The organism is Bacillus sp. JJ1127 (assembly GCF_036965845.1).
Classification (GTDB): Bacteria; Bacillota; Bacilli; order Bacillales; family Bacillaceae_G; genus Bacillus_A.
The window spans coordinates 16,311-29,723 of the sequence record NZ_JBALQK010000067.1; the positions used below are offsets into that span (position 1 = coordinate 16,311).

A 13,413-nucleotide genomic window follows, 5' to 3' on the forward strand; every position below is an offset into this window, starting at 1 on the left:
ATCTACTTTTGAGAAAGGTAGTGGAGGCGAGCGATGAAGAATCAATGGTTTACAAAGTGGCTTGGATATGTAAAAGTACGAATCGAAGGTAGAGGGATCGAACGCTTTATTAATGAGTGTGTACGCAGAAATTTATTTGTTTGGGATGTAAAGAAGATTGCTGATGAAACATTGGTCTTTTGTATGTTACTGCGGGATGTGAAGAAGTTAAGACCGATTTATCGTAAAAATGAATGTAAGTTATATTTTATAGGACGTTACGGTGCTCCTTTTTGGAATAAGCGCATGCTTAAAAATAGTGGCTTTTTAATTGGCCTCCTTATCTTTTTTTTCGGAATGATCGCGCTGTCAAATATGGTATGGAAAATTGAGATTACAGGGGCGAAACCGGAAACAGAATATATACTTATGAAAGAATTGGACAAAATGGGTATAAAGAAAGGGAGATTACAATTTCAAATGCCTAATGTTGAAGATATTCAGCGGCATTTGACAGACAAAATTAATGCAATTACATGGGCTGGTCTAGATATACAGGGGACGACATACCATTTTAAAATTGTTGAAAAAAATGAACCGAAGAAGGAAAAAGAACAGAAACCGCAAAATTTAGTAGCGAAAAAAGAAGCGGTTATTACAAAAACATTTGTGGAAGTTGGAAAGCCAGTTGTAATGAAAAATGATTATGTACAAAAGGGGCAACTGCTTGTATCTGGAATGTTTGGAAATGAGGAGAACCCAACGGTTGTTTCCGCTAAAGGAATTGTGTATGGGGAAACGTGGTACGAGTCCGAAGTGACAGTTCCTTTGAAAACAACATTCCAAGTGTATACGGGGAATTCATATAATGAGCATTTTCTCCGTTTTGGAAGTGGGAAAATAAAAATATGGGGTTTTCAGCATGATAAGTATAAGCGCTCGCGTTCAGAAAGTGTAAAACATGATGTGAAATTATTTGGTTTTACACTACCTGTTTCTTATGAAAAAGAAATTGTGCGTGAAGAGGAAGAGGCGAACCGTGAATATACAGAAAAGCAAGCGCTTAAGGTTGCGAAAGAAATGGCAGAAAAAGAACTAAAGAAAAAATTGGATGAACATGCTATGATTGTAAGTGATAAGATTTTGCATAAAGAGGTTGGGGCAGATCATCTAAGAGTAGCATTACATTATACAGTGATTGAAAATATTGCAGAGCCACAACCAATATCTGAATCCGATATTCAAGGAGACTGAGTAATGGCAGAACAATTAGTAGAAATGAACCAACAAGTAGAAAACCACAATGAAGCAATAGCTCTATTTGGAGTGAATGATGCAAATTTAAAAGTAATTGAACGAGAGCTTGCTGTATCTATTGTAACTAGAGGTGAATCTGTTCGTGTATCTGGAGCAGATGAAGCGGTGGCGCTTGTTGAAAAAATCTTACAGCAATTACTTGCTGTTATTCGTAAAGGTGTATCAATTACTGAGCGAGATGTTGCATATGCAATTCAGCTTGGTCGCCAAGGGAAAATTGCTCATTTTGAAGAGTTGTATGAAGAAGAAATTTTTAAAACAGCAAAAGGTAAATCGATTCGTGTAAAAACAATGGGACAAAGGCAGTATATTCATGCGCTGAAAAAGAATGATATTGTGTTTGGAATAGGGCCTGCGGGTACAGGGAAAACGTATTTAGCTGTAGTAATGGCTGTAAGGGCATTAAAGCAAGGATATGTAAAAAAAATTATTTTAACAAGGCCAGCTGTAGAAGCGGGAGAAAGTTTAGGGTTTTTACCAGGTGATTTAAAAGAAAAAGTGGATCCTTATCTGCGTCCCCTTTATGATGCGCTTCATGATATTCTTGGACAAGAATATACGCAGCGTATGATGGAGAGAGGAACGATTGAAATTGCACCTCTTGCTTATATGAGAGGACGTACGCTTGACGATTCTTTTGTCATTTTAGATGAAGCTCAAAATACAACAGGTGCTCAAATAAAAATGTTTTTAACACGTTTAGGTTTTAGTTCGAAAATGGTTGTTACAGGCGATCCTTCTCAGGTTGATTTGCCGAAAGGTGTTAAATCAGGGCTTTCGATTGCTGTGAATGTTTTATCGGGTGTATCAGGGCTTTCGTTTGTTAAATTGGAACAATCGGACGTTGTAAGACATCCACTCGTACAGCGAATTATTGAGGCATATGATAAAATGGAATGATCCTATTTGTCAGGATCATTTCTTTTTATATGATAGAGATAGGTGAGTGGGTTGGCGAACAATTCATTTTTTTATATCATTAAAGAGTAGACAAATAAACTACCCATGAATAGGCTGTGAATTTGGAAACGAAAGAAATGAAGTGGGAGATAGCGCCCGAAAAAGCACAACTTGTGTGAATTAGCTTTCTTTTGGATAGGGGGAAATACCAACTGAAAGTAGTTTCACTTTATGCCTGGAGAGGAGAAGGTATTGAAATCATGTCAAGGTCTCAAGAATTTTCTAAGTGGTTTCGTAATATACAGCATTCGAAAAAACTAAGCTGGATTTCTTATATTTTATTAGGAGCAGTGCTATTTTTTGCGCTTATGAACAATGTGAAACCAGAGCAACTAGATGTTGAAGAGTTCTCTATTTCTAAACAAACCATTCATTCTCCTATTAAAATTGAAGATAAAGTAATAACAGATAAAAAGAAGAAGGACGCTGCTCAAAAAGTTCAGGATCAATATACATATCGAAGCGAGTATAAGCAAAATAAAGTCGATATAGTAAATTCTGTTTTTGATGTGATAAACGAAGTGAATGCTGAGATAAAGGCTGCTAGTCCTGATGAACAGAAAAAGATTTCTGCTACGGATCGATTAGAAAAATTGAAGAAGAAGTTGCCTACAGATTTAACAAAAAGCTTGTCGGATGAAGTTTTATTAAATTTTGTTAATGCAGAACAGACGCAACTAAATATGGCAAGGGATGCAGCGATAACGGCAATTAATAGTATAATGTCTTCGCCTATTAAAATGGATGAAGAAAATGCTGCAAGAGAACGATTTGTTAGTGAAATAAGTACCGTGAATATAAGTAGCGATTTAAAAGAAGCGCTTAATGCACTTGGGAAATATGCAATTACGGCAAATTATTTCTATGATCCAGTTGTTACAAAAGATAGAAAAAAATTAGCGGAAGACGAAGTTGCGCCAGTTTATATTCTTCAAGGACAAATTCTTGTGAAGGAAGGCGACACGATTACACCAGAAATATACAATCAGTTGAAATTAGTTGGACTCTTGGAGCAAGGGAATACATTTCAACCATTTGTAGGGTTAGCGATTGTGATTGGTGTACTGTTGTTTTTTATGCATAAACAATTTGAATCGTTTTTAAAATTAAAAAGAGAAGAAAAACCGTATATTTTAGCGTATACAACCATTTTAGCTATTACAGTTGTTTTGATGAAAATTATTAGCTTGTTTCAAAAGCTGGAATATGCAGGTATCGCGTATGTTGTTCCGGTTGCAATGGGGACAATATTAGTGAAATTAATGATTGGTGATCGATTTGTTTTTCTAACAAGTATGATTTTTTCGGTATGCGGGAGTATCCTATTTAATGAAGGTGTAACGAGTACATTGAACTATAGTGTGGGCATTTATGTTTTACTAAGCTCGTTATCGGTTAGTATCTTTTTGAAAGAGAAAAATAGACGCACCTTGATTTTGCAAGCGGGTATCCTTGTTTCCGTTTTAAACGTAGTTGTATTAGCGGCTCTATTACTCTTGCGTAATGGGAATTTCTCAGTGCTTGAAATTGGCTCGCAATTATTAATGGCGGCAGCTTCGGGGATTATCTCATCTATTTTAGCTATGGGGATTTTACCGTATTTAGAAAGTGGTCTTGGCATTGTGTCAAGTATGAAACTTGTGGAGCTTTCAAGTCCGAATCATCCGCTGCTTCGTAAAATTTTATTGGAAGCGCCAGGTACGTACCATCATAGTGTCATGGTTGCTAATCTTTCTGAAGCTGCTTGTGAGGCTGTTGGAGCGAATGGTGTATTGGCGCGCGTTGGTGCGTATTATCATGATATTGGAAAAACTGTACAGCCGCACTTCTTTATTGAAAATCAAATGGGGATTGAGAATCCACATGATAAATTAGATCCTGAAACGAGTAGAGATATTATTATTGCTCACGTAACGAATGGTGTGAAGATGTTAGAAGAGCATCATATTCCGCAAGAAATTATTGATATTGCTGGGCAACATCATGGAACAACATTACTGAAATATTTTTACTATAAAGCAATAAAAGAAGATAAAGAGAAATATACAGAAGAAATGTTCCGCTATCCAGGATCAAAAGCGACATCTAAAGAATCGGCGATTGTTGGAATTGCGGACAGTGTAGAAGCAGCAGTGCGATCAATGAACCATCCAACGCCAGAGCAAATTAATAATTTAGTGCAAAGTATTATTAAAGATCGTTTACAAGATGGCCAGTTCAGTGAATGCGAGTTGACATTTAAAGAACTACAAATTGTTGGGAAAACATTATGTGAAACATTGAATGGTATTTTCCATTCTCGCATTAAATATCCGGAACCGCCGGAAGAAAAGGGGAAAGAATGAGTTTATTAATTGATTTTTTTGATGAAACAGAAGAAGTAAAAGAAGAGTATGTGAATATGATTCGTGAGTTATTAGAGAAGGCTGCACAAATGGAGCGTGTGGAAGAAGGAACGGAGCTGTCTGTTACTTTCGTTGATAATGAACGTATCCAAGAAATCAATCGTGATTATCGTGACAAGGATCAGCCGACAGATGTTATTTCTTTTGCGCTTGAAGATATGGGAGAAGGGGAGATGGAAATCGTAGGTGCGGAGATGCCGCGTATGCTAGGGGATCTTATTATTTCCATTCCAAGAACGAAGGAACAAGCGGAAGAATACGGACACTCCTTTGATCGTGAGCTAGGATTTTTAGCATTGCATGGATTCTTACATTTGCTTGGTTATGATCACATGACAGATGAAGATGAAAAAGAGATGTTTGGAAAACAAAAGGAAATTTTAGAGTCATTTGGATTAGGGCGATGAAAAAAGGAAAACTTATAAAGAGTTTTGGATATGCTATAGCTGGTGTATACTTTTGTCTTCGTCATGAACGAAATATGAAAATTCATCTTTTGGCCGCAGTCATTGTTATATGCTGCGGTTTTTATTTCCATGTTACGACAACAGAATGGTTTGTATTACTCATTACAATTGGGATTGTGATGAGTTTAGAAATGATGAATACGGCAATTGAAAAAACAGTAGATTTAGTAACGACAGACTTTAAGCCGTTTGCGAAAATTGCAAAGGATGTTGCGGCTGGCGCGGTTTTATTATTTGCTATTATAGCTGTTATAATTGGTGCTATTATCTTTTTACCTTATATGGTATAGTTGCATTCCGAAGCTTTTATTACGCTTTGGAGGCGCCGAGAGGGCCTTTTAATAAAAGAATTACTTTATCTATTCACAATTGTGAACAGAAAGGATGCGAGAGCATGAACAGTAAAGAGTTAATTCAAGAAGCAATCGAAGCGCGTAAACAGGCGTATGTACCATATTCTAAGTTTCAAGTTGGCGCAGCTTTATTAACAGAGGATGGAAAAGTGTACCGTGGATGTAATGTAGAAAATGCATCATATGGACTATGTAATTGTGCAGAAAGAACAGCTTTATTTAAAGCGATTTCTGAGGGAGATAAACAGTTCGTAGCCATTGCAGTTGTAGCGGATACGAAACGTCCAGTACCTCCTTGTGGAGCGTGCCGTCAAGTTATGATAGAATTATGTAAACAGGATACGAAAGTATACTTATCAAATTTACATGGTGACATTGAGGAAACAACAGTTGGAGAATTGTTACCAGGAGCATTTTTAGCGGAGGATTTACATGAATAGAAAAGGTTATAAATCAGGTTTTGTCTCTATTATTGGAAGACCGAATGTCGGAAAATCTACATTTTTAAATCGTATTATCGGTCAAAAAATTGCCATTATGAGTGACAAACCACAAACAACTCGTAATAAGATTCAAGGTGTATATACAGAAAATGATTCACAAGTAATTTTCATTGATACACCAGGGATACATAAGCCGAAGCATAAGTTAGGCGACTTTATGGTGAAGATGGCGCAAACGACATTGAAAGAAGTTGACATTGTATTATTTATGGTCAATGCAGCTGAAGGATTTGGTCGTGGTGAGGAATTCATCATTGAAAAATTACAAGAAACGAAGCAACCGGTATTTTTAGTTATCAATAAAATTGACCAAGTTCATCCAGAACAATTGCTAGAATTGATTGATCAATACCGTAAACTACATGAGTTCGCAGAGATTGTACCGATTTCTGCCTTGGACGGTAATAATGTGGAAGCTTTAATCGGAGCGATTAAGAAATATTTACCGGAAGGGCCACAATACTACCCGGATAACCAAGTGACGGATCATCCAGAGCGATTTATTATTGCTGAGCTTATTCGTGAAAAGGTACTTCATTTAACACGTGAAGAAGTTCCGCATTCGGTGGCGGTTGTAATCGATGCGATTCAAAAGCGTGAGGGCGGAGCAGTCTATGTGAACGCGACAATTATTGTCGAACGTCCATCACAAAAAGGGATTGTTATTGGGAAGCAAGGGAAGATGTTGAAAGAGGTTGGGAAGCGAGCTCGTTTTGACATTGAAGCGCTTCTTGGTTCTAAAGTATTTTTAGAAGTATGGGTAAAGGTACAAAAAGATTGGCGTAATAAAATGTCGCAGCTTCGTGATTTAGGCTTCCGTGAAGATGAGTATTAATAGAAATTAGGAAAAATTTTTCTCACATGAAAATGGACAAAATGGGTCATTTTAATAACAACAAAAGAAATTGGTTTATATGCTACGCTTACTGAGAAAGGTGGATTCTTATGCTAGATTTTACCTGGAAGTTTTTCTCCAAAACAGGAAGCATTGAGACGTATTTGCTTTTGAAAGAAATGGAAAAAGACGTAAACGATGAGATGGATCAACATGAAGAGGAGCTAGCACATCTAGACTCTCCAATTTCTTGACCCGTTTTGTTCAAACCTTGGATGGTGACGAACATGTTTCAAAAAGTTGAGGGCATTGTCATCCGGACGACAGATTACGGAGAAACGAATAAAATTGTTACGATATTCTCTCGTGAGCTTGGAAAGATAAGTGCAATGGCAAGAGGGGCGAAAAAACCAAAAAGTAGGTTAGCATCTATTTCGCAGCTGATGACGCATGGTCACTTTCTAATTCAAATGGGATCTGGACTTGGAACTTTGCAACAAGGTGAAATGATTTCATCTATGAAAGAAATTCGTGAAGATATATTTTTAACTGCTTATGCATCATTTATCGTTGAATTGACTGATAAAGCAACTGAAGATAAGAAACATAATCCGTATTTATTTGAAATGTTATATCAAACATTGCATTATATGTGTGAGGGTGTCGACCCTGAAGTGTTATCACTTATTTATCAAACAAAAATGCTTCCGGTACTAGGGATGCACCCATATTTTGATACATGTGCTATTTGTCACCAAGAAACAGACTTTGTCGCCTTTTCTGTTCGAGAAGGCGGTTTTCTGTGCTCGCGTCATGCGGAACAAGACCCGTATCGCATTCCGGTGGGAGAGGCTGTTCATAAATTATTACGTCTCTTCTATCATTTTGATTTAAACCGGCTCGGTAATGTATCTGTGAAGGATGGAACAAAACGACAAATACGTACAGTATTAAATACATATTATGATGAATATTGTGGAATCTATTTGAAATCAAGACGTTTTCTTGAACAACTTGATAAGTTTCAAATATAACGAGGACCATATACAGGTCCTTTTTACATACTTTCTTTTTTGAACAGCATATTTAGTATATAATATTTAAGAGATAGTATAACTTTTTTCGTTTTGTATTGAAGGTGGTGATTATCATAGAACTGAATAAACGGCAAGAACATATCATTCAGATTGTAAAAGATCACGGTCCTATTACAGGGGAGTCAATCGCTGCACAATTAAATTTAACACGTGCAACACTAAGACCAGACTTAGCGATTTTAACGATGGCGGGTTATTTGGAAGCTCGTCCGCGTGTCGGTTATTTTTATACCGGGAAAACTGGTGGGCAGTTATTATCAGAGGCTGTTAAGAAAATTAAAGTGCAAGATTATCAATCTAGACCAGTCGTAATTGATAAAAATGTTTCCGTATATGATGCGATTTGTACCATGTTTTTAGAGGATGTTGGTACTTTATTTGTTGTAGATCAAACTACATTTTTAGTTGGGGTTGTTTCTCGTAAGGATTTATTACGTGCGAGTTTAGGCAAGCAGGACTTAACGTCTCTTCCGGTTAATATTATCATGACAAGAATGCCAAACATTGCGATGTGTCGTAGAGAAGATTCTCTATATGATATTGCAATGGAATTAATAGAAAGACAGATTGATGCTGTACCGGTTGTAAAAGAAACAAAACAAGGACTAGAAGTAATCGGGCGAATTACAAAAACGAATATTACGCATGCGTTTGTGAATTTAGTAAACAATGAATGAGTGTAATTTGTTTAAAGTGAGGTAATGTAATGGATAATAAAATCGTATATGTCGTATCTGACTCTGTTGGAGAGACGGCTGATTTAGTTGTTCGAGCTGCAATGGGTCAATTTCCATTCGCTCCTGATATTAGACGTGTACCGTATGTAGAAGATACAGGGACATTAAAAGAAGTTATTTCAATTGCAAAGAGTAATCGAGCGCTTATTTGTTTTACATTAGTAAAACCTGAAATGCGTCAATATTTGTTAACAGAAGCGGCAAAAGAGGGTGTAGAGGCTTATGACATTATAGGTCCTCTTATCGATCAAATTGAAGAGATTACAGGACAAATACCAAGATACGAGCCAGGTGTTGTTCGAAGACTAGATGAAGAATACTTCAAAAAGATTGAAGCGATTGAGTTTGCTGTTAAATATGATGACGGTAGAGATGCGCGTGGAATTTTGAAAGCTGATATTGTTTTAATCGGGATCTCACGTACATCGAAAACACCACTTTCGCAATATTTAGCGCATAATAAACGATTAAAAGTTGCGAACGTACCACTTGTACCAGAAGTGGATCCGCCTGAAGAACTATATCAAGTTGCAAAAGAAAAATGCTTCGGTTTGAAAATTACACCGGATAAGTTAAATCACATTCGAAAAGAACGGTTGAAATCACTTGGGCTAAGTGATGGAGCAACATATGCGAACATCAATCGTATTAAAGAAGAGATTGATCACTTTGAGAAAGTAGTGAGCAAAATAAACTGCCAGGTCATTGATGTATCCAATAAGGCAATTGAAGAAACAGCGAATATTATTGTGAATGCAGTGCAAAGCCAAAAAATGTTTTAGCACATTTACCAAAGGTGAATGTGCTTTTTTCGCTCGTGGTAAAGTAAATGCTTTTTTAATCCCGTACTTAGAATGATGCGCTTCGCTGGTTTTGTAGTCACATGAAGGGGTAAATTTGATTATCTATGGATAACATAAGAAATTTTTAGAGGATATGTAGCGAAGTTAAAGAAAATATATTATAATAAAAAATTGTGATAAAAACCTATGTTTTACGTTTAGACTTTAATTTTTCAGAATAAACTAGGGATAGGATTTACGGAAAAAGATATACATTTACGTAAAATCGACAAAAATCTATACAAGAAAACGCACATTATGGAAGGATTCACAGAAGGGATGTAGAATACAGAAATATGCAAAACATCAGTAAGATTCTAGTTGATGCAGATGCATGTCCTGTGAAGGATGAAGTTGTGCAAGTTGGAACAAAATTTCATGTCGAAATTTTATTTGTCGCATCCTACGCCCATCGTTCGAGAAAACAGCAAGGAAATTGGGTTTATGTAGATTCTGAGCAAGATGAGGTTGATTTTTATATTTATAAACATGCGAAAGCTACAGATCTCGTGATCACACAGGATATGGGACTTGCTGGTCTTCTTGTCAAAAAAGGAGTATATGTATTATCTCCGAGAGGTACGTTTGTGACAGATGAGCAAATGGATACAATTTTATATAGTCGATATGTATCTTCAAAGTTACGCAGACAAGGGACCTATACGAAAGGTCCAAAATCATTTTCAAAGCATGATCGACAGTGCTTTCTAATAAATTTAGAAAAAATATTGTCGAATTATAAAGGAATCTTTTAATTTGTATCGAATACAAAATACGACACGGAGATGGAGTTATGGGGAATAGAATTCCCGAAGAAGTTGTTGAACAGATTCGGACATCATCTGATATTGTAGAAGTAATTGGTGAGTATGTTCAGCTCAGAAAGCAAGGGCGCAATTATTTTGGGCTTTGTCCATTTCATGGTGAGAATTCTCCCTCATTTTCTGTTTCATCAGACAAGCAAATTTTTCATTGCTTTGGATGTGGAGAAGGTGGAAATGTTTTTTCATTTCTCATGAAGATGGAAGGACTTTCTTTCACAGAGGCTGTACAAAAGCTTGGGGAAAGAAATAACATTGCAGTTGCAGATTATACATCAGGGCAAGAACAGCAAGAAAATATATCTGATGACAGTGTCATTATGTTGCAGGCTCACGAACTTCTGACAAAGTATTACCATCATTTGTTAGTAAATACAGAAGAGGGAAATGAAGCTCTTTCTTATTTATTAAATCGAGGTATTACAAAAGAAATGATTGAGAAGTTTGAAATTGGTTACGCGTCACCAGCTTGGGATGCAGCGGCGAAAATATTACAAAAAAGAGGGTTTTCGCTATCGACCATGGAGCAAGCAGGTCTACTTGTAAGAAGTGAAAAGGATGGTAGTCATTATGACCGCTTCCGCGGAAGAGTTATGTTTCCGATTCATACATTACAAGGAAAGGTAACAGCATTTAGTGGAAGGGCATTAGGGGATGATACCCCAAAATATTTAAATAGCCCGGAAACACCTATTTTTCATAAAAGTAAGTTGCTGTATAACTTCCATCAAGCAAGGCCGTTTATCAGAAAACGTGGGCAGGTCGTCCTTTTTGAAGGCTATGCTGATGTTTTAGCTGCTGTAAAAAGCGGCATTGAAGAAGCTGTCGCAACAATGGGAACGGCTTTAACAGAAGAGCAAGCGAAGCTTCTGCGTCGTAATGTTGAAACTGTTGTTCTTTGCTATGATGGTGATAAAGCTGGACGAGAAGCGACGATGAAAGCGGGGCAATTGTTAGCGCAAGTTGGTTGCCAAGTTAAGGTTACTTCATTGCCAGATAAGCTCGATCCTGATGAATATGTGCAACAATATGGAACAACGGCTTTTGAAAATCTTGTGAAAACGAGTATAAGTTTTATCGGATTCAAAATAAATTATTTGCGTTTAGGGAAAAATTTGCAAGATGAGTCTGGTAAAGAAGAATATGTGAAAAGTGTTTTAAAAGAGTTAGCATTATTGCAAGATGCGATGCAAGCGGAGTCATATTTAAAATCATTATCACAAGAATTTGCATACTCAATGGAAACACTTTTAGGTCAATTGCACCAATATCGCAAAGAACAAAAGATACAGCAAAAACAAACGAAGCAAATTTCTAAGCCATCTCAAATTGTTCAGTCTAAACCGAAATTATCAGGTTTTGAAAGGGCAGAGAGAGAGCTCATTTACCATATGTTGCAAAGCCCAGAAGTTGCAGTGCGTATTGAACCTCATATAGAAGATTTTTATACGGAAGAACATAAAGGGATTTTATATGAACTATACGCATATTATGAAAAGGGAAATGAACCTTCAGTCGGAAATTTCTTAAGTTGGCTCTCTGATGAGAGGTTGAAAAATATTATCACCAATATTTCAACGGATGAGTTTATTAATCCAGAATACACAGATGAAGTACTGCAAGGCAATCTAGAGGCGTTAAGACGCCATAAGGAAAAGCTGAAAAAGATGGAGACCATTTTTACAGTAAAACAAATGGAAAAAGCTGATCCGCTAGAAGCTGCTAAGTTTTATGCAGCATATTTACAAAATCAGAAAGCAAGAAGATAGCTTTTTGTATAAAATTTTATTATAATGAATGTTTGTATCTCGCGTAAGGAGGGGAACAAATGGCTGATAAACCAGCTCGTTCTAAACAAATTGAAACTGAAATGACCCTTGAGCAAGTGAAAGAACAACTCACTGAGCTCGGAAAAAAACGTGGCGTTCTTACATATGAAGAGATTGCAGAACGCATGAGTGGATTTGAAATTGAATCCGACCAAATGGATGAATATTATGAATATTTAGGTGAACAAGGGATTGACTTAGTTGGTGACAATGATGAAGGTCCAAATAATCATCAAATCACAAAGACTGAAGAAGAATTTGATTTAAATGATTTAAGTGTACCACCAGGTGTAAAAATCAATGACCCTGTTCGCATGTATTTAAAAGAAATCGGTCGTGTCGACTTACTATCTGCTGAAGAAGAAATTCGACTTGCTACACGAATTGAAGAAGGCGATGAGGAAGCGAAACGCCGTCTTGCGGAAGCGAATTTACGTCTTGTTGTAAGTATTGCGAAACGATACGTAGGTCGCGGCATGCTTTTCTTAGACTTAATTCAAGAAGGGAATATGGGTCTAATTAAAGCTGTTGAAAAGTTCGATTATCGTAAAGGCTTTAAATTCAGTACGTATGCAACTTGGTGGATTCGTCAAGCAATCACACGTGCTATTGCGGACCAAGCAAGAACAATTCGTATTCCAGTTCATATGGTTGAAACAATTAATAAATTAATCCGTGTACAGCGTCAATTGTTACAAGATTTAGGTCGCGAACCATCTCCAGAAGAGATTGGTGAAGAAATGGATCTTGCTCCAGAAAAAGTACGCGAAATCCTGAAAATTGCCCAGGAGCCAGTTTCTCTTGAAACACCAATTGGTGAAGAGGATGACTCGCATTTAGGTGATTTCATTGAAGACCAAGAAGCAACGTCACCTGCGGACCATGCAGCGTATGAATTGCTAAAAGAACAATTAGAAGATGTGTTAGATACGCTAACAGATCGTGAAGAAAATGTTCTGCGTCTTCGTTTTGGTTTAGATGATGGACGAACTCGTACGCTTGAAGAAGTTGGGAAAGTATTCGGCGTAACGAGAGAGCGTATTCGTCAAATTGAAGCAAAAGCGCTTCGTAAATTAAGACATCCAAGCCGTAGCAAACGTCTAAAAGATTTCTTAGAATAGGATTCTTTAAAAGTTTACTTCACATTTGTGAAGTGAACTTTTTTATTTTGTTAATTTTTGTTAAAATTTAGCTGTCAGTAACAATTACAATTCTTGTAATTTATTTTACAGAATTGTCTTTTGATTTGCAAATGGTCATTTTTAGAT

General features: G+C 36.7%; 14 protein-coding genes. All 14 read left to right on the forward strand.

All coding sequences use genetic code 11. The features are described from left to right. The first annotated feature begins 33 nt into the window (after positions 1-33). The 14 genes from yqfD (at position 34) to rpoD (ending at position 13,266) form a co-directional block, all read left to right on the forward strand. Positions 34-1,233 carry a sporulation protein YqfD gene (gene yqfD, locus V7183_RS08550; RefSeq protein WP_097896946.1) on the forward strand — a complete coding sequence of 400 codons (1,200 nt, stop codon included), beginning with the start codon at positions 34-36 and terminating at the stop codon, positions 1,231-1,233. 3 nt (positions 1,234-1,236) lie between these two features. Continuing rightward, entirely contained in the window at positions 1,237-2,196 is a 960-nt protein-coding gene (locus tag V7183_RS08555) for a PhoH family protein (protein WP_097896945.1), read from the forward strand. A gap of 260 nt (positions 2,197-2,456) precedes the next feature. Then, positions 2,457-4,601 carry an HD family phosphohydrolase gene (locus V7183_RS08560; protein ID WP_335359208.1) on the forward strand — a complete coding sequence of 715 codons (2,145 nt, stop codon included), beginning with the start codon at positions 2,457-2,459 and terminating at the stop codon, positions 4,599-4,601. Then, positions 4,598-5,068 carry an rRNA maturation RNase YbeY gene (ybeY, locus tag V7183_RS08565; protein WP_097896943.1) on the forward strand — a complete coding sequence of 157 codons (471 nt, stop codon included), beginning with the start codon at positions 4,598-4,600 and terminating at the stop codon, positions 5,066-5,068. The genes V7183_RS08560 and ybeY overlap by 4 nt, the downstream gene beginning before the upstream one ends. Continuing rightward, positions 5,065-5,418 (forward strand): diacylglycerol kinase family protein, encoded by a 354-nt coding sequence (locus V7183_RS08570; protein ID WP_335359209.1) that lies wholly within the window; start codon positions 5,065-5,067, stop codon positions 5,416-5,418. Before ybeY ends, V7183_RS08570 begins: the two co-directional genes overlap by 4 nt. A 71-nt stretch (positions 5,419-5,489) precedes the next feature. Then, positions 5,490-5,921 carry a cytidine deaminase gene (locus tag V7183_RS08575; protein ID WP_255257261.1) on the forward strand — a complete coding sequence of 144 codons (432 nt, stop codon included), beginning with the start codon at positions 5,490-5,492 and terminating at the stop codon, positions 5,919-5,921. Beyond that, positions 5,914-6,819: a GTPase Era gene (gene era, locus V7183_RS08580; protein WP_097896940.1), complete on the forward strand. Its 906-nt coding sequence runs from the start codon at positions 5,914-5,916 to the stop codon at positions 6,817-6,819. Before V7183_RS08575 ends, era begins: the two co-directional genes overlap by 8 nt. A 110-nt stretch (positions 6,820-6,929) precedes the next feature. Further along, complete coding sequence (locus V7183_RS08585) at positions 6,930-7,073, forward strand: YqzL family protein (RefSeq protein ID WP_000883924.1); 144 nt, start codon at positions 6,930-6,932, stop codon at positions 7,071-7,073. Between the two features lie 33 nt (positions 7,074-7,106). Next, the gene (gene recO, locus V7183_RS08590) at positions 7,107-7,853 is read left to right on the forward strand and encodes a DNA repair protein RecO (RefSeq protein ID WP_097896939.1); all 747 of its coding nucleotides are present in this window, start codon (positions 7,107-7,109) and stop codon (positions 7,851-7,853) included. A gap of 107 nt (positions 7,854-7,960) precedes the next feature. Then, positions 7,961-8,593 carry a helix-turn-helix transcriptional regulator gene (locus V7183_RS08595; RefSeq protein ID WP_097896938.1) on the forward strand — a complete coding sequence of 211 codons (633 nt, stop codon included), beginning with the start codon at positions 7,961-7,963 and terminating at the stop codon, positions 8,591-8,593. Positions 8,594-8,622: 29 nt separating this feature from the next. After that, entirely contained in the window at positions 8,623-9,435 is an 813-nt protein-coding gene (locus V7183_RS08600) for a pyruvate, water dikinase regulatory protein (RefSeq protein WP_335359210.1), read from the forward strand. A 356-nt stretch (positions 9,436-9,791) separates the two neighbouring features. Further along, positions 9,792-10,250 carry a YaiI/YqxD family protein gene (locus V7183_RS08605; protein WP_335359211.1) on the forward strand — a complete coding sequence of 153 codons (459 nt, stop codon included), beginning with the start codon at positions 9,792-9,794 and terminating at the stop codon, positions 10,248-10,250. 38 nt (positions 10,251-10,288) lie between these two features. After that, positions 10,289-12,085, forward strand: a complete 1,797-nt coding sequence (dnaG, locus tag V7183_RS08610; RefSeq protein ID WP_335359212.1) for a DNA primase — start codon at positions 10,289-10,291, stop codon at positions 12,083-12,085. A 59-nt stretch (positions 12,086-12,144) separates the two neighbouring features. After that, positions 12,145-13,266, forward strand: a complete 1,122-nt coding sequence (rpoD, locus tag V7183_RS08615) for an RNA polymerase sigma factor RpoD (protein ID WP_097896934.1) — start codon at positions 12,145-12,147, stop codon at positions 13,264-13,266. Positions 13,267-13,413: the final 147 nt, after the last annotated feature.